This is a genomic window from Nonomuraea sp. NPDC001699 (assembly GCF_053596455.1).
This window is the reverse complement of the sequence record NZ_JBSFGF010000032.1, coordinates 20,092-41,485: the sequence shown is the minus strand read 5'-3', so window position 1 is coordinate 41,485 and position 21,394 is coordinate 20,092. Positions and strand designations below refer to the sequence as shown.

Sequence of the window (21,394 nt, the reverse complement as noted above, 5' to 3'; positions counted from 1 at the left end):
TGATCCCTGGGCAGGAGTCGGACGGGCGGACATGCGGCTATGGTGCGCGTATGAGCACAAAGCGGGCCGGGGCCGTCGACTGGCTGATCGCGGTCGGCGTGGCGGCGGCGCTGGTGGTCACCGGATTGTCGGGGCAGCGTCCCGCCACCTCCCTCGCCCTGCTCGGATACGCGCTGCTGGCGGCCGGTGGCCTGGCGTTGGCCGCGCGCCGCCGGGCCCCGGTCCCCGTCCTGGCCGTGACGGGGTTGTGCGCGGTCGGGTACCAGGCGGCCGGGTTCGACGTGCCGGCCGTGGCGTACCTGTTCGCGGTGTACGCGGCGATGCGGGACGGAAGACGCCTGGTCACCGTGGCCGCGAGCGTCATCGTGCTGGCCCTGCTGCCCCTGGCGGCGCTGGCCTCGGGGTTGCACGACACGGGCGAGGCGTTCGCGCAGGCCCGGGGCGCGCTCGAACTGGCCTGGCTGGTCGCGGCCGGCGCGGCGGGGGAGGCGTTGCGGCAGGCGGAGGGACGGGCGGAGGAGGCCGAGCGTACCCGGGAGGAGACCGCGCGGCGGCGGGCCGACGAGGAGCGGCTGCGCATCGCGCGGGACCTGCACGACTCGCTCACCCACCAGATCTCGATCATCAAGGTGCAGGCCGAGGTGGCCGTGCACGTGGCCCGCAGGAAGGGGGAGCAGGTGCCGGAGGCCATGCTGGTGATCCAGGAGGCCGGCCGCGAGGCGACCAGGGAACTGCGCGCGACCCTGGAGGCGCTGCGCGACGACGTGACCCCGCCGCACGGGCTCGACCAGGTCCCCGAGCTCCTGGAACGGGCCCGCACCGCCGGCCTGGACGCGACGCTGACGATCGGCGGACAGCGGCGGGACGTGCCCGTCGCCGTGGACCGGACGGCGTACCGGATCGTCCAGGAGTCGCTGACCAACATCGCCCGCCACGCCGCCGCCGCGACCGCGGAGGTCCGGATCGACTACCGTCCCGACGCCCTGGCGATCCGCGTGGACGACGACGGCACGGCCACGCCGGACACCGCCCCCGTGCCCGGCGTCGGGCTGATCGGCATGCGCGAACGCGTCACCGCGCTCGGCGGACGGCTGCGGGCGGTGCCGCGTGGCACGGGCGGCTTCACCGTCCAGGCCGAACTGCCGATGGACCGTACGCCGTGATCCGGGTCCTGCTGGTGGACGACCAGCCGCTGCTGCGCGGCGGATTCCGCGCGCTGCTCGACCTGGAGGACGACATCGAGGTGGTCGCCGAGGCCGCCGACGGGGCGGAGGGCCTGACCCTGGCCAGGCAACACTTGCCCGACGTCGCGCTCGTCGACATCCAGATGCCGGTCGTGGACGGCATCGAGACGACCCGGCGCATCGCCGCCGACCCGGCCCTGGCCGGAGTGCGCGTCGTCATCCTGACCAACTACGGCCTGGACGAGTACGTCTTCAACGCCCTGCGCGCCGGCGCGGCCGGATTCCTCGTCAAGGACGTCGTGCCGGAGGACTTCCTGCACGCCGTGCGCGTCGCCGCCCGCGGTGACGCGCTGCTCGCCCCCTCGATCACCCGCAAGCTGATCGACCGGTACGTCACCCGGCCGCCGGCCGCCGCCACCACCGGCGAGGAGCTGCGGGAGCTGACCAACCGCGAGCGCGAGGCCGTCGCCCTGGTCGCGCGGGGCCTGTCCAACGACGAGATCGCCGCCCGGATGGCGATCAGCTCGATGACCGCGAAGACGCACGTCAACCGGGCGATGGGCAAGCTGCGCGTCCGCGACCGCGCCCAGCTCGTGGTCCTGGCCTACGAGTCGGGCCTGGTGACGCCGCGCACCCCGTGAGGGGCTGACTCAGTGGCGTTCGCGGACCACCGCGACGGTGCAGTGCGCGTGATGCAGGACGCCGCGCATGACCGAGCCGAGCACGGCCGAGCCCAGCCCGCTCCTGCCGTGCGATCCGATGACCAGCAGGTCGGCCCGCTCGCCCGCGCCGGCGAGCGTCTTGACGGGATGGCCGCACTGGACGTCCGTGACGACCTTCACCTCGGGGTGCCGTTCCCGCCACGGGGTGAGCTGTTCCCTGGTGATGCGCAGGTGGCTCTCCCGCAGGGCCTCGATGTCGCAGGAGAAGTCCGGCGCCAGCGCGAACGGCGGCGGCCAGGCGTGCACCGCCCGGAGCATGCTGCCGCGCAGCTCGGCCTGCCGGAAGGCGTAGGCGAGGGCGGGCTCGGCGGCGGGGGAGCCGTCCACGCCGACGGCGACCTCGCCGTACGCGGCGGCGCCTCCGTCCCGTACGACGACCACCGGGCCCGGCGCCTGACCGGCGACGCTCATGCTGACCGAGCCGAGCACGGCCCCGGCGAAGCCGCCCGTCCCCCTGCGCCCGACCACCAGCTCGGCGGCCTCGGACGCCTGCTCCCGGAGGGCGACCGACGCCTTCCCGGCGATGACCCGGGTGCTCACGTCGACCGTGGGCCGGCGTTCCCGGACGATCTCCTCCGCCTGGGCCAGGATCTCCCGCGCGCGTTCCGTCATCGAGCTCTCCCACTCGACGGCGGCGATCTGCGGAACCTGGTACGGCCAGGTCTCCACCACGGACACGATCCGCAACGCGCCCTTCGCCCTGAAGGCGTCGTCGGCCGCCCACGCCACGGCGTCGAACCCGGACGGCGACCCGTCGACCCCCACCACGACCAGCTCAGACATCGCTCATACCTCCCCTACTCATTCAGCCGTCCGGCAGGTGAGCGGACAGGATCGCCCGTCCCAAAACTTGGAGAAGATTGGCGGCCGGAGCGGGCGCGGGCGGCGCCGGGCGGCTTCGCGTCCACGGAACTGGAGGATTCTTCGCCCACTCCTGACTTTGCGGAGACGGGCGCCGAGGAAGATCCACGGCCGGGAGGGCACGATGCCGGGACGGATCATGGTCGGCGTCGACGGGTCCGCGCCGTCGAACGCCGCGCTGGGATGGGCCGCCGACGACGCGGCGCGCACGGGCGCGGAGCTGCGGATCGTGCACGCGCTGGACCGGCAGCCGTACAGCGTCGGCAGGTTCCCCGACTTCGGGCAGTGGAACTACCTGCTGCTGGCGGCGTCCAGGGTGCTGGAGGCCGCAGAGGCGGTCGCGCGCGCCCGTCAGCCGTCGCTCAGGACGCGCGCCGAGGTCGTCGAGGGGACGCCCGCCGCCGTGCTCCAGGAGCAGGCGCGGCAGGCCGACGAGTTGGTCATCGGCAACCGGGGGCTGGGCGGGTTCGCCGGAGCCCTGCTCGGGTCGGTGACCATGCAGGTGGCCGGGCAGGTCAGGTGCCCCGTGGTGGTGGTACGCGCGGACCCGCCCGAACGGGTCGGCGAGGTCGGCGTCGGGATCGACGACTCCGACGTCTGCGGGCCGGCGATCGGCTACGCCTTCGAACAGGCCGAACGGCGGGGCGCGACGCTCCGCCTGATCCACGCCTGGCAGGCTCCCGTGCACGCCTTCGCCCCGGAGATCGCCTTCGACGTGGACGAGGTCCGCGCCGCCCAGACTGCGGTGATCCGTACCAGGACGGCCGGATGGCGGGAGCGGTATCCCGGGGTGAACCTGGTCGAGGACGTCCAGAGCGCTCATCCGGTCGAGGCGCTCACCGGCGCCCCCTGCGACCTGCTCGTGGTCGGCTCGCGCGGCCGGGGCGCGTTCGGCGCGCTGCTCCTCGGCTCGGTCAGCAGGGGGGTGCTCCACCACGCGCGCTGCCCGGTCGCGGTGGTCCGTCCCGCCGAGGCCGCCGGGGGCGGCGAGTCGGGCTGAGGGAGACCGGGGCGCCGCCGGGGGCGGCGGGCCGGGCTGAGGGAGACCGTTGCGGTCAGGGGCTGCGCCGGCGTCCCCAGTCCTCGTCGGCCCGCGCCCACTGGACCTCCCACTCCTGGTACCGCCTCCGGTCCGTCCACCACCGGAACCCCGCGAACCCGCCCAGAGCGGCCAGCACGATCACGGACATGAGCAGCGTCCCGGTCACCACGCCCCTCGTCCGCAGGACCGCGCGGTCGGCGGGCGGCGGCGCCGGGCTTCCGGCGGCGTCGATCCACAACGGGACCGTCGAGCCGGCCTTGGCCACCGCGGGGACCGGCACCGGGCCGCTCCGCACCGCGCCCGAGGACGTCGTCCAGCGCGCCATCGCCCGCTGCCCGCGCACCGGCATCTCGGTGAGGGTCACACGGGCGGCCGGCGCGTCCGCCAGCAACGTCGCCCTGACCTGGTGTCGCCCCGCGGCGTGCGCGCTCTCCTCCTGGAGCGCGCCCTCGTAGGCCAGCCGCCCCGCCAGGACGGCGGGCCAGACGCCCGCGAGCAGCACGAGCGCGGTCACCAGCACGGCGACCGACTCCAGCCGGTCGGAACGGCGACGCAGGGGATTGCCGTCGGGACGGTACAGGCGTACACGCCGGGCCAGAAGATCGATGAACGCTTTCAACGGGCACCTCCTTGAAGCACTGTGCGAGTGTCCCGGCGGGGGACGGCAGGGGCGTGTGGCTCTTGACGGGAGGGCTTTCGTCCCGAGTGCGTCATGACGGGACGGACCGGGCGGCCCGGTCGTCCGGATCGCGGAGGGCACGGGAAGAAGGTGCGGTCACACCGCCATCATGAACGAACCCGGGAGATCAACATGGCCGTTCTCCTGGGAAGACACCCGGCTCTCTCAGTCCGGCTCCAGGGAACGGGGGATCGAGTCCGACGGCCCGGCGGGGGCCCCGGTACGGCCCGCCGCGTCGTAGATCTTGACCCACCTGATCGCCGGGAACTGCTTGAGCGTCGGCCTGATCTGGTCGGCGACGGTGAAGGCCGCCCCTCCGCCGTCGACGGGGCCGGTCAGGTAGACCCTGGCGATCCCGTCCCGCACGGTCAGCCTGCTGAAGCCGGTGGCCTTGGAGCCGACGAAGCGCAGCCCGCGCGCCCGCTCGTCCTGGGTCGGGCCGGCGAACAGCCGTCGCAGCGCGCCGAGCGCGGTCGCGGGCGGGGCCACCGGGCGGGTCACGGCCGTCGTACGCGGGCTCCGGGCGGTGGTGTCGAGGAAGTGATCGCGTACGGGCACGGTCCGGTAGGACGTGGTCAGGTCGACGACGACCCTGCTGGGGTGGGTGAGCGTGCGGATCCGGTAGGGCACGCGCCTGGCGAGTCCGACGCCGAAGGTGAGCGTGGCCTCGAAGTCGCCGGTGTTGACGACCTGGACGACGCCGGGGAGCGCGTACGTCCGGCGGGTGGGGCCGTAGGTGGTCCGGCCCCGGCGGTCGTGGCCGTCGGCCTGGTCGAAGCGGACCTGGAGCAGGGCGTCGCCGACCGCGCCGACCGTACGCCCGGAGCCGTCGGCGACCAGCCGGGACACGTAGCGGACGTCCTGCCGGGCCGGGACCGGGCCTTGGAACTCGAAGACCAGCCGGTCCAGTCCGGGCAGGTGCGCGGCCCGGACACCCACCAGGACGGGGACGGCGGCCTGCCGTGCGGCCCGCGCGGGTAAGGCCGGCACGCCGGTGACGGTCACCGCCAGGGCGACGGCGAGCAGGGAACGGATCGAGGGCATGGTCATCATCTCTTTCCCGTGGTCGAACCTGGTCCCAGACTGACGCGTGCGGCCGTGGGGCGACACCGCCGGACGTCCTGAACTCCGTGACCTTCCGGCCTCCCGGAAGGGGCCGGCTTCTAGAATCCGCAGGCATGGGGACTGACAGGTTGCGCCGCAAGCCGTACGAGAAGGAACTCCTCCGCCTCCAGCAGGAGCTGGTGGAGCTGCAGGAGTGGGTGCGGGCCGAGGGGCGGCGCGTCGTGGTGATCTTCGAGGGCCGGGACGCCGCGGGCAAGGGCAGCACGATCAAGCGGGTCGCCGAGTACCTGAACCCCCGGGTGGCCAGGATCGCCGCGCTGCCCGTGCCGACCGGGCGGGAGCGGTCGCAGTGGTACTTCCAGCGGTACGTCGAGCACCTGCCGGCCGCGGGGGAGATCGTGCTGTTCGACCGGAGCTGGTACAACCGGGCCGGGGTCGAGCGGGTGATGGGCTTCTGCACGCAGGAGGAGTACACGCGTTTCCTGCACCAGTGCCCGATCTTCGAGAGGCTGCTGGTCGAGGACGGGATCCTGCTGCGGAAGTACTGGTTCTCGGTGAGCGACGCCGAGCAGGAACGGCGCTTCCGCGACCGGCTGGAGGACCCGATGCGCCGGTGGAAGCTGTCGGAGATGGACCTGGAGTCGATCACCAGGTGGGAGGAGTACTCCCGGGCCAAGGACGAGATGCTGGTGCACACCGACATCCCCGAGGCCCCCTGGTACGAGGTGGAGAGCGAGGACAAGCGGCGGGCCAGGATCAACATGATCGCGCACCTGCTGTCCACGATCCCCTACCGGCGGGTGGAGCGGCCGCCGCTGGAGATCCCGCCGCGGCCGCCCGCCACCGGTTACCGGCGTCCGCCGCGCCGCCCGGACGGGTACGTGCCCGACGTCACGGCCGGGCTCTGATCGGGGGCTGTCACGTTGCCCGGCGCGCCGGGCCGGCCTTTCCGCGGGGGCGAGTGGATCAAGGAAAGCTGCCGTACCGGATGGAATGGTCCCTTGTCGGGGAAAAGGTGATTGTCTTTCCTTGTGCCTGGTGATCTGCTCGACGTCGTCCTGGTCGTTCTGGTGATCGGCTTCGGTGTCGCCGGGTTCAGGCAGGGGTTCGTCGTCGGGGTGGCGAGCTCGATCGGGTTCGTCGCCGGATGCGTGCTGGGGATCGCCGTCGCCCCCGCCGTCACGGACGCGCTCGTGACCGGCGACATGCCGCAGACGGCCCTGGCGGTCGTCATCGTGTTCCTGATCGCGCTGGCCGGGCAGTTCGCCGCGTCCACGCTGGGGGTGCGGTTACGCACGTACATCCGGGGCGAGCCGGCCCTGATCCTGGATTCCGTCGGTGGCGGGCTGGTCAACGCCGCGTTCGTCCTGGTGGTCGCCTGGCTGGTGGGCAGCCTGCTGGTGTCCGGCCCGTGGGCGCTGGTGGTGGAGCAGATCCGCGGCTCGGCGCTGCTGTCCACGATGGACGAGGCGGTGCCCGAGGCGGCGCGGGACTGGCAGCGGCCCTTCAAGCAGTTCGTCGACCGGTCGGACTTCCCGCCGGTGCTCGACGCCATCGCCGGGATGAGCACCGCCCGGGTGCCGCCGCCGGACGTGGCCGTGCTGCGCAGCCCGGCGCTGCGGCAGGCGCGGACGGGCATCCTCCAGGTCCAGGGGACCGCCACCTCCTGCGGCAAGCGCATCACCGGCACCGGCTTCACGTACGCGCCCGACCACATCATGACCAACGCGCACGTCGTGGCGGGGGTGGACACGGACCTCCAGGTCGTCGACCACCAGCAGCGGCCGCACCCGGCGCAGGTCGTCTGGTACAACCCGCGGCGGGACATCGCGGTCCTGTACGTCCCGGGGCTCGGGCTGCCCCCGCTCACCTTCGGCGCCCAGGCGCGGGAGGGCCAGGACGCGCTGGTCGCCGGATACCCGAACGGCGGCGGGTTCACGCCGGAACCCGCCCGCGTCGCGATCCGGCAGCGGGCCGGCAGCCCCGACATCTACCGGGCCTCGAAGGTGACCAGGGAGGTCTACCAGGTCAGAGGCAAGATCCAGCAGGGCAACTCCGGCGGCCCGCTGCTGGCCGTCGACGGCCGGGTGCTGGGCGTGATCTTCGCCGCCGTCGCCGGCCAGGTGGAGACCGGCTACGCGCTGACGGCCGCCGAGGTCGCACCCGACGCCCGCCAGGCGGCCACGGCCACCAACCCGGTCAGCACCCAGGCCTGCGACTGACCGCCGGGCCCGCCGGTCAGTACGAGACCGTGGCGTACTGGTAGACGGTGTCGCCGTTCTCGTCGCCGAAGTGCCTGCGGCCGGTCATGATCTCGCCCGGGTTCGCCTTCGACTCGTGCCTGCTCTCCTTGTACGTCTGCGACCAGCGCTTGTTCACCAGCGTCACGGGCCTGCCCTGCCAGGTGAGCAGCGCGAAGTAGGCCGAGGTGACGCCGTTCTCGTCCCCGTCGTGCTCGCGGCCCACCAGGGCGTTGCTCTCCGGCCCCTCGAACCACGAGTAGGTCTCGGTGGCGACCTCCTGGTGGTGGGCGGTGGACACGGCGACCTGCTCGGTGCCGATCCAGATCCGGCCGCACCAGTACGTCGTCCAGCCGTTCTCGTCCCCGTTGTGGGACCGGCCGATGAACACCTCGCCGGCCGGGCAGAAGAACTTGCTGTCGTTCTCCCGGATCGTCGCGGAGTACCCCTCGACGATCTGGACGGACGGCTTCGCCGCCGCGGGCGCGGCGGGAGCCAGGGGCAGGGCCAGGACGGCGGACGCCGCAGCGGCAAACGCCTTCTTGTACACGGTCACCTCAGGTCAGTCGATCTCGCCGGTTCTCCGGCACGACGGACACGATCGCCCAGCCTGGTGCAGTCCCACTTGGAAGTGACCTGTGACCGACAAGATCCGCAGGCCAGGGCGGTCACGTCCGCAGCGGCAGCGGGTCGAAGGCGTGCCCGGCCCACAGCGCACGGGACACCTCCTCCGGATACGCCGCCGTGCCCGGCTCGGTGTCGATGATCCAGGCCCGCCGGTCGCGCGGCTCGTACGCCGGCCAGCCCGGGTCGCCGGTCGCGGCGAAGGAGGTCCACGCCGCCCGGACCCGGGCCGACAGCCCGGCGGCGTCCGGGGGCGGCTCCTGGCCGAGCAGCAGCCCGGCCGCGCCCTCGGTCAGGTTGCCGAACGTCAGCGGCAGGCCCAGCCCGTGGCAGGCCCCCAGGATCCCGCCCATGCCGGGGGCCGGCCAGGTCAGCTCGTACAGGTGGGCCCGGCCGTGCCTCAGGCGGGCCTCGGCCAGCCGCAGCGACGGCATCCGGAACAGCCAGTCGGAGTGCACCAGCTCGTACAGCCGTTCCTCGTCGGCCTGCGGGTGGGCGGCCCGGTAGGCCGCCGGGTCGGGGGCCAGCGTCCGCAGCGCGGTGGCCGTCTGCTCTGCGGTGACCTGGCCGAGGTCGCCGGCGAGGGCCATGAACAGCCGGTACTCGTCGCGGTTGTGGCCCACGACCAGCTCGACCCCGGGCGCGGCCCCGTCCGCCAGTGCCCGCCACGGCGTCGCGGGCAGCACCTCGCCGTCCACGACCGGCGCGAACGGCGTGCGGACGTGCGCGGCGAGCCCCCATCGCGGGTTGCCGCCCATCCTGGCGGCCACCGCGTCGCCCGCCCCGATCAGCCGCTCCGGCGACAGGCGGGCCAGCTCGTCGGCGTGCGGCGGCAGGCCCAGCTCGCCGGACACCGCGGCGGCGAGGTCGGCGGCCAGCTCGGGGGTGAAGAACAGGGCCGGCACGCTCTGCGCGATCGCCCGGCGGAACAGGCCGGCCGCGCCGGGCATGGTCATCAGCGCCGCGACGCTCCCGGCGCCGGCGGACTCGCCGAAGACGGTCACCCGGTCCGGATCGCCGCCGAAGGCCGCGACGTTCTCGCGCACCCAGCGCAGGGCGGCCACCTGGTCCAGCAGGCCGCGGTTGGCCGGCGCGCCGCGGAAGAGGCCGAAGCCCTCGGCGGAGACGCGGTAGTTGACGGTGACCACGACGACGCCGTCCCGGGCCAGCGCGCGGCCGTCGAAGAGGGGGTCGCCGGACCAGCCGTACATGTAGCCGCCGCCGTGGAGCCACACCATCACCGGCAGCCGGGCGGCGCCCGGGTCGGGGGTCCACACGTTGGCGGTGAGCCAGTTCCCGTCCGTGCCCGGCTCGCCGGACGCGCCCAGCAGCCTGGACTGCGGCGGCGGCGGGCCGAACCCGGCGGCCTCGCGCACCCCGTCCCACGCCTCGGCCGGCTCGGGGGCGGCCAGACGCAGGCCGCCCACCGGCGGGCGGGCGTACGGCACGCCGCGGAAGACGGCCACGCCGCCCTCCAGCCGTCCGCGCAGCCGGCCCGTGCTCACCGTGACCTGCGGGCGATCGCCTTCGACGGCGCTCATGGCACGCTCCTCATCCGGGGGGCCGGCTCTCACGGCCGTGCGCGGCCATCCTCACCCCGGCGACGGCTCCGCCGCACCTCATTTGTTCGCGCACCCCGTACGGGCCACGCGAGGACGGCGTGCCGCCCTCACGCGTCGAAGACGATCAGCTGGCGCAGGGCGGCGCCCTCGGCGAGCTGGTCCATCGCCTCGTTGACGGCCGCCAGGCCGATCCGGGCCGAGACCAGCCGCTCCACCGGCAGCCGGCCCTCGCGCCACATCCGGGCGAACACCGGGATGTCGCGGGCGGGCAGCGCCGAGCCCAGGTAGCTGCCGACGATGCTGCGCCCGCCGGCCACCAGCGCGAGCGGCGAGATCGAGGCGCGGGCGCCGGGTGCGGGCAGCCCCACGCTGACGGTGCGGCCGCCGGGGGCCGTCGCGTTCACCGCCGTCTCGAACGCCCGCGCGTTGCCCGCCGCCTCCACCACGACGTCCGCCCCGCCCGGCAGGTCGGCGGGGCCGTACACCTCGTGCGCGCCCAGCTCGCGGGCGGTGGCGAGCTTGGCCGGGTTGGCGTCCACGCCGATCACCCGGACGCCGTCGAGGGCCAGCGCGGTGAGCAGCGCCGCCATGCCCACGCCGCCGAGCCCGACGACCGTGACCGTCTGCCCGGGGCGCGGCCTGCCGACGTTGAGCACCGCGCCCCCGCCGGTCAGCACGGCGCAGCCGAGCAGGGCGGCGACCTCGGGCGGCACGTCGGCGTCCACGGGGACGACCGAGCGCCGGTCCACCACCACGTGGGTGGCGAACGCCGAGACCCCGAGGTGGTGCAGCACCGGCAGGCCGTCCCTGCGCTGGCGGACCGCGCCGCTCAGCAGGGTGCCGTCGTTGTTGGCGGCGCTGCCCGGGACGCACGGCGTGACGCCCTCGGTGGCGCAGCCGTCGCAGCCGCCGCACCGGGGCAGGAAGGTCATCACGACCCGCTGCCCGGGGGCGAGGTCGTCGACGCCGGGGCCCGTCCGCTCCACCACGCCCGCCGCCTCGTGGCCGAGCAGCATGGGCAGGGGACGCGTCCGGTTGCCGTCCACCACCGACAGGTCCGAGTGGCACACGCCCGCCACCTCCACCCGTACCAGCAGCTCGCCCGGCCCCGGCGGGTCGAGTTCGAGGTCGCAGACCGACAGGGGCCGCGAACCGGCGTAGGGCCGGGGCCGGCCGATCTCCTCCAGAACCGCGCCGCGAATGCGCATCAGTTCGCCCTTCTTCGTGTCGAGAGGTTGGCCAGCAACACCCCGAAGCCGCCCAGGACGAGCCCGGCGACGGCGAGCGGGGGCAGCGGCTGCCCGGCCAGCGACCAGGCCAGCACGGCGGTCACGGCCGGGGTCAGGAAGAACACCGTGCTCACCCGGCTGGCCGGTGAGCGCAGCAACATCCGGTTGAGCAGGATGAACGCCGCGATGGAGTTGACCAGCGCCATCCAGCCGACCGACAGGCCGAAGGCCGTCCAGTCCGACACCCGTACCGGGCCGAGGGCCAGGCAGGCCAGCCCGGCGGCGGGGGCGCTGACGAGCAGCTGCGTCGCGGTGCCGCTCAGCGCGTCCATGCGGGGGGCGTACCGCTGCTGGTAGAGGGTGCCCGCGCTGAGCCCGGCCAGACCGAGCAGGCACAGCGCCACCCCGGACGCGGACAGGCTGATCCGGTCGGCCACCGCCAGCACCACCCCGGCCAGGCCGAGCGCGAACCCGGCCCACTGCCCGGCGCCGACCCGCTCGCCCAGCACCCGGCCGACCAGCAGGATGACCACCGGGTTCAGCCCCTGGACCAGGGACACGACCGCGGCCGGCAGGCCCGCGCCGAGCGCGCTGTAGAAGGCGCCGAACTGCACGGCCTGGATCAGCAGCCCGGCCACGGCCACGTGCGCCAGGTCCCGGCCCCGGGGCCACGGCACCCGCCTGACCAGCGCGTACGCCCCCAGCAGCACCCCGGCGACGGCGAACCTGCCGAACATCAGCAGCAACGGCGGCGCCGCCCTGACCCCGGGGATGCCCGCGATGAACGCGCTGCTCCACAGGACGACGAACACCGCGGGCGCCACCGGCCACCGCCTCCCGGCGCCCCGGACGGGCACCGTGGGGGCGGCGGTCTCCCGCACGCGGGCAGGCGTCATCGCATGGTCCTTCCGGATGAGAGGGATCAGGAGGCGCGCAGGGCCGAGCGGCGCAGCCCCCACAGCTCCTCGTCGGAGGTGCACACGCCGACGGCCCCGTGCCGCAGCGCCTCCACCACGTCGTCGGCGCTCTGGACGAACCCCGCGGCCAGGCACGGCACCCCGACCGCCCTGACCTGCCGCTCGACGTGCCGCAGCACCATGGCCGGCATGAGCTGCACCAGGTCGGGCCGCGACCGCGTGATGGACTGCATGCTGCGCCGCAGGTTCGACCGGTCGGTCACGAACACCTTCTGCATGGTCAGCAGCCCGAGCCCGGTGGCCCGCTCGATCATCGCCTGCCGCGTGGAGACGATCCCGACCGCGCCGATGCCCTGCAGGTACGTCAGCGCCCCGGGATCGTGCCCCAGGCCGGGGGTCGAGTCGATGTTGACGAACGCGATCTTCTGGGCGGCCACCGTGCGCTTGACGGTGGCCGCCAGGTCGCCGAGCGGGATCGAGGCCAGGATGCCGAGCGGCGTGGGGGAGGAGGTGAACCGCTCGACCATCTCCACCCCCACCAGCGACGCGGCGACGGGATGCTCGGCCAGCGCGGCGAGCAGGCGCCGATCCAGCGGGCCCTTGTGGCGAGAGTTCACCGCATCCACCTTAGTGCGCCGGGTTTTCGAAGGACGCGGGCAGGCCCAGCTTGCCGGGGTTCATGATGCCCCGCGGGTCGAGCGCCTGCTTGACCGCCACCAGCGTGGGGTAGCCGCTGCCCAGCGCGTCCCGCATGTACGGCGAGCGCAGCAGGCCGACGCCGTGGTGGTGGCTGATCGCCGCGCCGTGCTTGACGAGCACCGCGGCGGCGGCGTCCCAGGCGGCCCGGTACCAGGCGCGCCGCTGGTCGCGTTCGACGTCGCCGCGCAGGGAGAAGTACAGGCACGCGCCGTCGGTGTAGGCGTGCGACTGGTGGGCCGAGGCGCGCAGCGTGCCGGGGACGGCCTCGACGGCGGCCACGACCTCGTCGTACAGGGCGGGCAGCGCGGACCACGGCCCGGCGATCTCGCAGGTGTCGGAGACGAACCCCGGTCCCCGGACGAACCCGTCGGCGGCCTTGCCGACGATCATCCGCTCGTCCAGCCAGCGGGCGAAGACGGCGTCGCCGTCCAGCGTCACCGACGCGCGTTCGGCGCAGACCTCGGCGGCCACCTTCATGACGGCGTCGACCAGCACCGGGTCGCCCTCGTCGGCGATGAGCAGCAGGTTGGTGCCGGGCTCGCCGAAGTGGGTGCCGCTCTCGTGCCGGTCGTACAGGCGCAGCGCGGCCGGGGTGGCGCCGCGCTGCAGGATCTCCCGGCACGCGTCGAGCCCGGCGGCGAAGGTGGCGAAGCCGTAGGCGATGCCCTTGGCGTAGTCGGGCAGCCGGTGCGTACGCAGCCGCAGCCGGGTGATCACGCCGAGCGTGCCCTCCGAGCCGATGAACAACTGCCGCAGGTCGGGGCCCACCGCGGCCCGGGGGTAGGTGCCGTAGCTGGCCGTGGTGCCGTCGGGCAGCACGACGTCCAGCCCGACCACCATGTCCTCGATCTTGCCGTAGCGGGTGGAGAGCTGGCCCGCGCCGCGGCAGGCGGCCCACCCGCCGACGGTGGAGATGGCGAACGCCGACGGCCAGTGGCCGGTGGTGACGCCGTGCGTCTCCTGCAGCTCCTTCTCGAACAGGTCGCCGAACATGCCCGCCTGCACCTCGACGATCATGGACTCGGCGTCGAAGGACAGGATGCGGTTGAGCCGGCACACGTCCAGCACGACGCCGCCGTGCACGGGCAGCGCGGCGCCCAGCACGTTGCTGCGGCCGGCCGAGACGGTCAGCGGGAGGCGGTGCTCGTGGCAGATCCGCACGACGGCGGCCACCTGCTCCTCCTCGTCCACCTCGACGACGACCGCCTCCGGCGTGGCCGGGCGGCCGTCGGTCTCGCCGATGGAGGTGCCCGCCCACCAGTCGCGGGTGCGCAGGATCACCTCGTCCCGCTCGGTGTGCACGGCGGCGGCGACCGCGCGCAGCTCGGCGACCACGCTCTCGGGGACCGGCACGACCTGGTCCTGGAGACTGGCCGGGCCCGTCCCCGGCGGGCAGTCGGCGGCCCAGCGCGGCGGGGTGGGCGCGCCCACGACGTAGTCGCCGCGGTTGAACGGATGGGTGACGGTCTGCCTGCTGATCATGAAAGTCCCTCCATCAGAACGCTCTTCTCGCGGTCCACGCCGCGTACGTAGTCCTCGACCTGCCTGGCCACCTCGTCGTCGGAGAGGCCGAGCTCGCGCTGGAGCAACCGGCCCACCTCCGGAGCCGCCTCTACCGACAGGTCGCGGGCGAAGACCCGCATCCGGGTGCGCCGCGACAGCACGTCGTCCACGTTCCTGGCCAGCTCGCAGCGGGCCGCGTAGACCACCTCGGCCCGCAGGTACTCGCTGCCCTCGACGACCGGCCCGGCCAGCGACGGGTCCTCGGTGATCAGGTCGGCGACGAACCGGGCCTCGGTGCCGTACCGCTCGCCCAGGTGGGCGCCGAGCCCGCCGGTCGCGGTCGTCGCCTCGGCGTCGTAGCCGGCGCCGCCGAGCAGCGGCAGCCGCGCGGTGCGGCAGCGCGCCTTGCGGCCGAGCACCTTCAGCGCCTCGTCCACCGCCAGCTCGCCCATGTGCCTGCTGGTGGTCAGCTTGCCGCCGGTGACCGTGACCAGGCCGAAGCCGTCGGTGATGATCCGGTGGTCGCGGCTCATGTCGAGCGTGGCGCCCTCCTTCTCGCCGACCAGCGGGCGCAGCCCGGCGATCGAGCCGATCACGTCGTCCGGGGTGAGGTCGGCGTCGAAGGCGGTGTTGGCGCCGTCGAGCAGGTACTGCATCTCCTCGCGGGTGCACAGCACCTCGTCGGGCGAGCCGTCGTAGTCGGTGTCGGTGGTGCCGACCACGACCACGTCGCCCCAGCGGGTGCAGGTGGCGCGGCGGGCCCGGCCGGGCACCGGGACGGTCACCGTGCCGTCCACCGGCAGCCGCGTCCACGGCACCACGATGTGCACGCCCTTGGCCGGACGCACCCGCGGGCGGTGTGCCGGGTCGGACAGCGCGTCCAGGGTGTCGGTCCACACGCCGGTGGCGTTGACGACGACCCCGGCGCGCACCTCGACCGTGCGGCCGTCCACCTCGACGCGGGCGCCGCGCACCCGGCCGCCCTCCTTGACCAGCTCGCGGCAGGTGGCGCCGTTGAGCACGGTGGCGCCGAAGTGGGCGGCGGTCCTGGCGATGGTCAGGGTCAGGCGGGCGTCGTCGGTGCGGCTGTCGTAGTAGAGCAGGCCGCCCTTGAGCCGGTCGGCGCGCAGGCGCGGCGCCCTGGCCAGCACCTCGGCCACGCTGAGCCGCTGGTGCAGCCGGCCGATGCGCCAGCCGCCCGCCAGGTCGTAGGTCCACAGCAGGCCCTCGAAGGCCTTGGCGATGCGCGCGTCGAAGACGCCGTCCTGGGCGAGGATCGGCAGCACGAACGGCAGCCGCCGCACCAGGTGGGGCGCGTTGCGGCGGAAGCGCTGGCGCTCCAGCAGCGAGCGGCGCACCAGCGGCAGGTTGCCCTGCTCGATGTAGCGCAGGCCGCCGTGCACCATCTTGGAGGACTTGGAGGAGGTGCCCGAGGCGAAGTCGTCGCGCTCCACCAGCGCCACGCTGAGGCCGCGGGTCGCGGCGTCCAGCGCGGCGTAGCAGCCGGTCACGCCGCCGCCGACGACGAGCACGTCCACCGGCCTGGCGGCCAGGCGCTCGATCTGCGCCTGACGGTCAAGCCGCAGCGGGGTGCGCCGGATGGCGCTCCTGGTCTCCGATCTGGGCTTGCGTTCTGGAAGCCGGATCACGAGGGGGATTCCTCCTGTTGGTACGAGATGTGCCGGGCGAGCAGGTCGCGCCAGGCGGCACGGGCCTCCTCGCGGGCGGCGTCGGGCAACGTGGGCTCGAAGACGGGGACGTCGCCGAGCCCGGCGAGGGCGGCGGGCAGGTCGGTCCAGAGCCCCGCGCGCACGCCCCCGAGGTAGGCGGCGCCGCGCAGGCTGGCCGTCTCGTTGGCGCGGGCGCGGCGGACCGGCCGCCCGACGAGGTCGGCCTGGCTCGCCATCAGCACGTCGCTGCTGGCCAGCCCGCCGCCGCAGAACAGATCGGTGACCGGCGCGCCGAGCGCCTGCTCCACCCCGTCGAGCAGGTCGCACACCGAGTGCGCGATGCCCTCCAGGACGCCCCGGGCCAGCTCGGCCCTGGTGGTGGACAGGCTGAGCCCGGTCAGGACGCCGGTGGCCTCGGGCGACCAGACCGGGGTGCGCATCCCGGCCAGCGCGGGCAGGAAACGCACCCGGCTCGGCCCGGGATGCTCGCGGGCCAGCGCGGTCAGCTGGGCGGGCGAGTCGAACAGCCCGATCTCCTCGCACAGCCAGCGCACCGCCGAGCCGGTCGTGGCGGCGTAGCCCTCCAGGCTGAACACCGCCGCGCCGCGCGAACGCCAGCCGACGAGCGTCAGCACGCCCGGCACCGCGCGGCGATGCGCGGGCGGCCGGTCGCCGGCGACGGCGTCCAGGAACGTTCCCGTGCCGTGCACGCACATGGCCTGGCCGGGCCGGTGCGCGCCGAGCGCGATCATCGCGGCGTGCTGGTCGCCCATCACCGACAACACCGGCAGCCGTACGCCGAGCACCGACGGGTCGGTGTGGCCGTAGTCGCCGTCCTCGTCCAGGATGCGCGGGAGCACGTCGCGGGGGCAGCCGAGGAAGTCCGCCCACGGCTCGTACCAGTCGCCGGTGCGCAGGTCGTAGGCGCCGGCGGCGACCGCGTTGGTGGCGGACATGACGTGCCGCGCGCCGCCGGTGAGCCGCCACACCAGCCAGGTGTCGACCGACCCGAACGCCACCCGTCCCGCCTCGTGCGCCCGGCGCGCGGCCGGGTCGTCGCGCAGCACGTCGGCGGCCCACAGCAGCGGGGCGCGCGAGCCGACCGGCCGGCCGGTGTGCTCGACCAGGCGGGCGTCCCAGGCGGGTTCCCATTCCCGCAGCCGGGCGGCGTACCGGCGGTCCTGCCAGACCACGGCCGGGGTGAGCGGCTCGCCGGTGACGGTGTCCCACAGCAGCACGGTGGCGCGCTGGGTGGCGATCGACACGCCGGTGACCTCGACGTCGTGCGCGCGGGCCCACTCCAGCGCCTCGGCGCAGACCTGGGCGGTCTTCGTCCAGATCTCCATGGCGTCCTGCTCGACCCGCAGGTGGTCGGGGGAGTGGACCGAGATGGGCCGGTAGGCGGGCGGGGCGGCGGTGCCGTCGTCCAGGACGACCGCGGCGCGGGTGCCCGTGGTGCCCTCGTCGATGCTGAGAATCCCTCGTCGGGTGCGGCCGGTCATCGGCGCCCGTCCCTCTTCGGCAGCGCGATCTCCTCCTCCTCCAGGTTGACCGCCACGCGGGTGGGGTCCCACTTGATCAGCAGGCAGGTGACCAGGCCGGCCAGCGGCACCACCGACAGCACCATGAGGCTGGCGCCGACCCCGATGCCCGCCTGGAGCTGCGGGAACAGGTACAGGCCCGCGACCGAGCCGAGGCTGCCGAGCATGCCGGTCACGCCGGTGCCCAGGGTGCGGATGTCGCTGCGGTAGGACAGCGCGGCGATCGACTTGCCGTTCGGGCCCGGTCCGGCGGAGTGGAAGAAGATGAACAGCACCGGCAGCAGCGCGGCCAGCGCGACCGGCAGTTCCTTGAACGTCGCGCCCATCACCAGCAGGGCCACGAACACCACCGCGTACCCGGCCATCGAGCTGACCCGCAGGCCGAGGCGCCGGCCCGTGTAGGCGGCCAGGCAGCCGCCGACGATGCCGACCGCGTTGAACGCCATCGACCCGATCGTGGCCTTCTCGAACTCCTTGCCGAACAGCTCCAGGCTGATCACCGGCAGGTACCAGCCGACCGCGAAGTACTGCATGGCCTGGGTGAGCGAGATGACCGTGGACAACATCGTGCGCGGCAGGTACGGCCTGCGGAACAGCACGCCCGCGTCACCGAACCCCACCTGCCGCCCCTGCTCGGCCGCGCCGCCGGCCTGCCGGGTGTCCTCCTGGACGGCGAAGCCGTACATGCGGCGCAGGGCGGCGGCGGACTCGCGCAGGCGTCCCTTGGCGGCCAGCCACGTCGGGCTCTCCACCAGGAACATCAGCTGAAGGATCAGCAGCACGACGGCGAAGGCGGCCGAGGAGCCCACCGACCAGCGCCAGATGTCCGCGCCCACGTCGAAACGGTAGAACACGAGCGTGAGCAGCAGGTTCGTGGTCGTGGCGGTGTACCAGACGCCTTGCCAGAAGTTGAGCCTGCCCTTGAGCGTGGACGGGGTGTACTCGGCCAGCAGCGCCATGGCCACCGCGAAGTCGATGCCGTACGCGATGCCGACCAGGCCGCGGCCGGCGAAGACGGTCTGGAAGTCCGAGCCCGCCGCGGTGAGCAGCGCGCCGAGCGCGAACACCACCTTGGTCAGCAGCAGCGGCTTGACCCGGCCGATCCGGGCGGCCAGCCAGCCGCCGAACGGGTTGGAGATGATGGCGATGGCCGGCGCCATGGCGGTGAGCACCCCGACCTGGCCCGGCGACAGGCCGAGCTGCTTGACCATGGGGGACAGGCCGGCGCCCAGGGCCGCGTTGGAGTAGGCGTCCAGGAACAGGCCCGCCAGGGCGAGGAACCAGATCCAGTTCGCCCGCCCGGTCAGCCTCGTCAGGGTGTTGATGACGTCGGCCGCGTCTCCGGCGTTGCGGATCGGCGTGGTGGAGGTGTTCTGCACGGGGGCGTCGCTCATGCCCGGCCGCCTTTCAGGGGGGTGTGATCCCTTGCCAGCGGTCCGGATACGACAAAGGCACAGACGAAGACCACTGACAGGGATGTCTTCGTCTGTGCCTGCCGATTGACGGGACACTATGTGCCCGTTGTCTGGTATGTCAAGCAGTCAGGGTCGTATCGCCGCAGCTCGCACGCCCTGCCCGGCGCACCGGCCGGTCAGGAGTACCTGATCTCCCACCAGCCGCGGGTGCACGACCACTTGCCCGCGGCCTTCACGCAGGCGCGGAACTTGCGGCCGGTCGGGGCGTCCACCGCGTACGACGTGACGCTGCGGCGTCCGCCGCCCCTGACCACCGCGTGGCAGGCGTGGTAGGTGCGGCCCCCGTCGTCGGTCCAGTCGATGGAGATCCGGTCGCCGGAGCGCAGGCTGGTGCCCCATGCCCACCACACGTTCCGGCCGCGGTAGATGCCGTCGGCCTCGTACAGGTAGACCATGCCGCGGCGGCCCTTCGCCTTCGTCATGCGGTGCCAGGTGTTCCTGCCCACGTCCCGGCTCACCCGCAGCCGTGCGCCGCACGAGTAGTTGATCGGCCCGGCGGCCTGCGTCCGTGTCGCCTGCCGGGCGTCCTGCGCGGACGCGCCGGCGGGCGAGGCCGCGGTCAGGACGCCGCCGGCCACGATCGCGGCCACCACCAGGGCGTGAAGCTTGCGCATGTGCTCCCCCTTGTCGCGAGATCTTGTGATCGCAACGTAGGAGCACCGGTGTTGAAGATCTGTTGAGCCCGTGTTGATCTCTGCCCGGCGGACGCCGGTCAGGCGCCGCCGTCCGGGGCGGTGGCCTCCCGGTTCCCGTCCAGGTCGGCGCGGACGATGCCGTACATCACGCCGTCGCGCCACTCGCCCGCGCGGAAGCCGCACCCGCGCAGCACGCCTTCGCGGGTGAACCCGGCCTTCTCCAGCGCCCGCTGCTCGGCCACGTTGCCCAGCTCGGTGGTCGCCTGCACCCGGTTCACCGGCGAGTGGTCGAACAGGTAGCGCACCAGCAGTCGCTGCGCCCGCGTCCCGTGCCCCTTGCCGCGGAAGCCGGGCGCCACGATCAGGCCCATCTCCCAGCAGTACGACACCCGGGAGGTGAGCTGCCTGCGCCACGACACGAGCCCCGCCCGCTCATGGCCGGAGGCGATCACGAGGATGCCGCCGTCGTCGCCGAGCAGCCCGTTGTCGTCCCAGCGGCGGCGCAGGCGGTGGGGGTCCTGCCAGCCGTACCACTGGTACTCGCCGCTGCTCTCCGGGTCGCCGATCAGCCGGGTCAGGAACGCCAGGTCGTCCTCAAGGGCGGCACGCAGTTCGATCGTCATGATCGTGACACTATGCGCTGGATGTGACCCGCGCTCTCAGTCGCCGGCGGGCGGGACGGCACGGAAGGCGAGCACCGCCGCGGCGAGCAGCAGCACCCCGCAGACGCCCTGCTCGGCGACCATCCAGCTCGGCAGCGGCAGGAACAGCAGCACGCCCACCACCGCGACGAGGATCACGACGAGCACGATGCGCAGGCGCAGGAGCGCCCGGTCGCCCCCGCTCTGGGCCCGGCGGGCGAAGGCGAAGGTGAGGACGGACGTCGCCGCCACGATGACGCCGCGCCCCCATGCCTCGGGGGTGACCAGCGACGGCGCGACGGCGGAGAAGACGGCGATCGCCACGACGGTCAGCAGGCTGAGCGCGGCGTAGGCGGATATCAGGACCTTGGCCGTGTGCAGGCCGGGGAGTGCGGCCGGAGAGTTCGGCGTGGTCATGGGACATCCTCCGGATCTGTGGGGGTGGAGCCGGTCGGACGGCGCGCGGAGGCGATCGGGGGCAGGAGCACTCTGCGCACCCCGCCGTCGCTGACTGGACTCTCCCCCATGGGGAGACCCCACGCTAGGGGGATTCCCCCGAGATCTACCCGGAGAATCGATGACCCCGCGACTGATCCACTGCGCCCCCGTCACCTGTCTCAACGTCACGGGCATGGGAGAGCCCGGCGGCGCCGAGCACGTCTCGGCCATCGGCGCCCTGTACGCCGTGGCCTCCGCCATGGGCGGCCCCGCCGGACCGCTGGAGGGGCGGTGGTGGGTGGAGGACACCTCGCTGCCGCCGCTGGAGACTCCCCGCGACCGGTGGCGCTGGCATCTGCTGCTGCCGTTGCCCGAGACGCCCGAACCCGGGGCGGCCGAGGCGGCGCGTGAACGGACGCGGGCGTCCGGGGCGGCCGTGGACCGGGTCGTGGTCGTCACCTTCACCGAGGGCGAGTGCGTGGAGCTGCTGCACGAGGGGCCCTACAGCGAGGAGAAGAGGTCGCTGGAGGTGATGGAGGCGTTCATGGCCGAGCACGGTCTGGAGCCCAACGGGCCGCACCACGAGATCTACCTGACCGACTTCACCGACCCCGCCCCCAGGACGCTGCTCAGACAGCCGGTCGCCCGCCGCCCGTCAGCGTAGCCG

At 73.9% G+C, this 21,394-nt stretch carries 21 protein-coding genes; 6 read left to right on the top strand and 15 right to left on the bottom strand.

All coding sequences use genetic code 11. From position 1 onward, the window contains the following. The first annotated feature begins 50 nt into the window (after positions 1–50). Both ACWCSU_RS47540 and ACWCSU_RS47535 read left to right on the top strand, forming a co-directional pair. Entirely contained in the window at positions 51–1,163 is a 1,113-nt protein-coding gene (locus ACWCSU_RS47540) for a sensor histidine kinase (RefSeq protein WP_449943053.1), read from the top strand. Next, complete coding sequence (locus ACWCSU_RS47535; RefSeq protein WP_449943051.1) at positions 1,160–1,825, top strand: response regulator; 666 nt, start codon at positions 1,160–1,162, stop codon at positions 1,823–1,825. The genes ACWCSU_RS47540 and ACWCSU_RS47535 overlap by 4 nt, the downstream gene beginning before the upstream one ends. 9 nt (positions 1,826–1,834) lie before the next feature. Here the strand turns inward: ACWCSU_RS47535 and ACWCSU_RS47530 are convergent, their stop codons facing one another. Beyond that, the gene (locus ACWCSU_RS47530) at positions 1,835–2,689 is read right to left on the bottom strand and encodes a universal stress protein (protein WP_449943049.1); all 855 of its coding nucleotides are present in this window, start codon (positions 2,687–2,689) and stop codon (positions 1,835–1,837) included. Positions 2,690–2,891: 202 nt separating this feature from the next. Between ACWCSU_RS47530 and ACWCSU_RS47525 the strand changes: the two genes are divergently transcribed. Next, positions 2,892–3,767, top strand: coding sequence for a universal stress protein (locus ACWCSU_RS47525; RefSeq protein WP_449943047.1), 876 nt, complete (start codon positions 2,892–2,894; stop codon positions 3,765–3,767). A gap of 55 nt (positions 3,768–3,822) precedes the next feature. Here ACWCSU_RS47525 and ACWCSU_RS47520 read toward each other — a convergent pair whose 3' ends face one another. Together ACWCSU_RS47520 and ACWCSU_RS47515 are read right to left on the bottom strand one after the other, a co-directional pair. Continuing rightward, on the bottom strand, positions 3,823–4,428 hold the full coding sequence (locus ACWCSU_RS47520) for an Rv1733c family protein (RefSeq protein WP_449943044.1): 606 nt from the start codon (positions 4,426–4,428) through the stop codon (positions 3,823–3,825). A gap of 225 nt (positions 4,429–4,653) precedes the next feature. Beyond that, the gene (locus ACWCSU_RS47515) at positions 4,654–5,532 is read right to left on the bottom strand and encodes an AMIN-like domain-containing (lipo)protein (RefSeq protein ID WP_449943043.1); all 879 of its coding nucleotides are present in this window, start codon (positions 5,530–5,532) and stop codon (positions 4,654–4,656) included. Between the two features lie 134 nt (positions 5,533–5,666). On the opposite strand from ACWCSU_RS47515, the gene ppk2 reads away from it, so the two are divergent. After that, positions 5,667–6,461: a polyphosphate kinase 2 gene (ppk2, locus tag ACWCSU_RS47510; RefSeq protein WP_357705635.1), complete on the top strand. Its 795-nt coding sequence runs from the start codon at positions 5,667–5,669 to the stop codon at positions 6,459–6,461. Between the two features lie 123 nt (positions 6,462–6,584). Beyond that, positions 6,585–7,775: a MarP family serine protease gene (locus tag ACWCSU_RS47505; protein WP_357705636.1), complete on the top strand. Its 1,191-nt coding sequence runs from the start codon at positions 6,585–6,587 to the stop codon at positions 7,773–7,775. Between the two features lie 16 nt (positions 7,776–7,791). On the opposite strand, the gene ACWCSU_RS47500 is transcribed toward ACWCSU_RS47505, so the two are convergent. From ACWCSU_RS47500 to ACWCSU_RS47445, 12 genes are all read right to left on the bottom strand, one after another. Next, complete coding sequence (locus ACWCSU_RS47500; RefSeq protein ID WP_449943039.1) at positions 7,792–8,349, bottom strand: hypothetical protein; 558 nt, start codon at positions 8,347–8,349, stop codon at positions 7,792–7,794. 112 nt (positions 8,350–8,461) lie between these two features. Further along, positions 8,462–9,958 (bottom strand): carboxylesterase/lipase family protein, encoded by a 1,497-nt coding sequence (locus ACWCSU_RS47495; RefSeq protein ID WP_449943037.1) that lies wholly within the window; start codon positions 9,956–9,958, stop codon positions 8,462–8,464. Between the two features lie 128 nt (positions 9,959–10,086). Beyond that, positions 10,087–11,187: an alcohol dehydrogenase catalytic domain-containing protein gene (locus tag ACWCSU_RS47490; protein ID WP_449943034.1), complete on the bottom strand. Its 1,101-nt coding sequence runs from the start codon at positions 11,185–11,187 to the stop codon at positions 10,087–10,089. Further along, the gene (locus ACWCSU_RS47485; protein WP_449943032.1) at positions 11,187–12,104 is read right to left on the bottom strand and encodes a DMT family transporter; all 918 of its coding nucleotides are present in this window, start codon (positions 12,102–12,104) and stop codon (positions 11,187–11,189) included. The genes ACWCSU_RS47490 and ACWCSU_RS47485 overlap by 1 nt, the downstream gene beginning before the upstream one ends. A 26-nt stretch (positions 12,105–12,130) precedes the next feature. After that, a complete protein-coding gene (locus ACWCSU_RS47480) occupies positions 12,131–12,742 on the bottom strand; it encodes a glycerol-3-phosphate responsive antiterminator (RefSeq protein ID WP_357705641.1) in 612 nt (203 codons plus the stop codon). Between the two features lie 10 nt (positions 12,743–12,752). Then, positions 12,753–14,306 (bottom strand): FAD-binding oxidoreductase, encoded by a 1,554-nt coding sequence (locus tag ACWCSU_RS47475; protein ID WP_449943031.1) that lies wholly within the window; start codon positions 14,304–14,306, stop codon positions 12,753–12,755. Then, positions 14,303–15,976, bottom strand: a complete 1,674-nt coding sequence (locus tag ACWCSU_RS47470) for a glycerol-3-phosphate dehydrogenase/oxidase (RefSeq protein WP_357705643.1) — start codon at positions 15,974–15,976, stop codon at positions 14,303–14,305. Before ACWCSU_RS47470 ends, ACWCSU_RS47475 begins: the two co-directional genes overlap by 4 nt. Beyond that, on the bottom strand, positions 15,973–17,499 hold the full coding sequence (locus ACWCSU_RS47465; RefSeq protein ID WP_449943029.1) for an FGGY family carbohydrate kinase: 1,527 nt from the start codon (positions 17,497–17,499) through the stop codon (positions 15,973–15,975). The genes ACWCSU_RS47470 and ACWCSU_RS47465 overlap by 4 nt, the downstream gene beginning before the upstream one ends. Continuing rightward, entirely contained in the window at positions 17,496–18,932 is a 1,437-nt protein-coding gene (locus ACWCSU_RS47460) for an MFS transporter (RefSeq protein ID WP_449943027.1), read from the bottom strand. Before ACWCSU_RS47460 ends, ACWCSU_RS47465 begins: the two co-directional genes overlap by 4 nt. A 197-nt stretch (positions 18,933–19,129) precedes the next feature. After that, on the bottom strand, positions 19,130–19,627 hold the full coding sequence (locus ACWCSU_RS47455; RefSeq protein WP_449943025.1) for a hypothetical protein: 498 nt from the start codon (positions 19,625–19,627) through the stop codon (positions 19,130–19,132). Between the two features lie 98 nt (positions 19,628–19,725). Then, complete coding sequence (locus tag ACWCSU_RS47450; RefSeq protein ID WP_449943022.1) at positions 19,726–20,271, bottom strand: GNAT family N-acetyltransferase; 546 nt, start codon at positions 20,269–20,271, stop codon at positions 19,726–19,728. A gap of 36 nt (positions 20,272–20,307) precedes the next feature. Beyond that, complete coding sequence (locus tag ACWCSU_RS47445; protein ID WP_357705648.1) at positions 20,308–20,706, bottom strand: hypothetical protein; 399 nt, start codon at positions 20,704–20,706, stop codon at positions 20,308–20,310. 160 nt (positions 20,707–20,866) lie between these two features. On the opposite strand from ACWCSU_RS47445, the gene ACWCSU_RS47440 reads away from it, so the two are divergent. After that, positions 20,867–21,391 carry a GyrI-like domain-containing protein gene (locus ACWCSU_RS47440; protein WP_357705649.1) on the top strand — a complete coding sequence of 175 codons (525 nt, stop codon included), beginning with the start codon at positions 20,867–20,869 and terminating at the stop codon, positions 21,389–21,391. Positions 21,392–21,394: the final 3 nt, after the last annotated feature.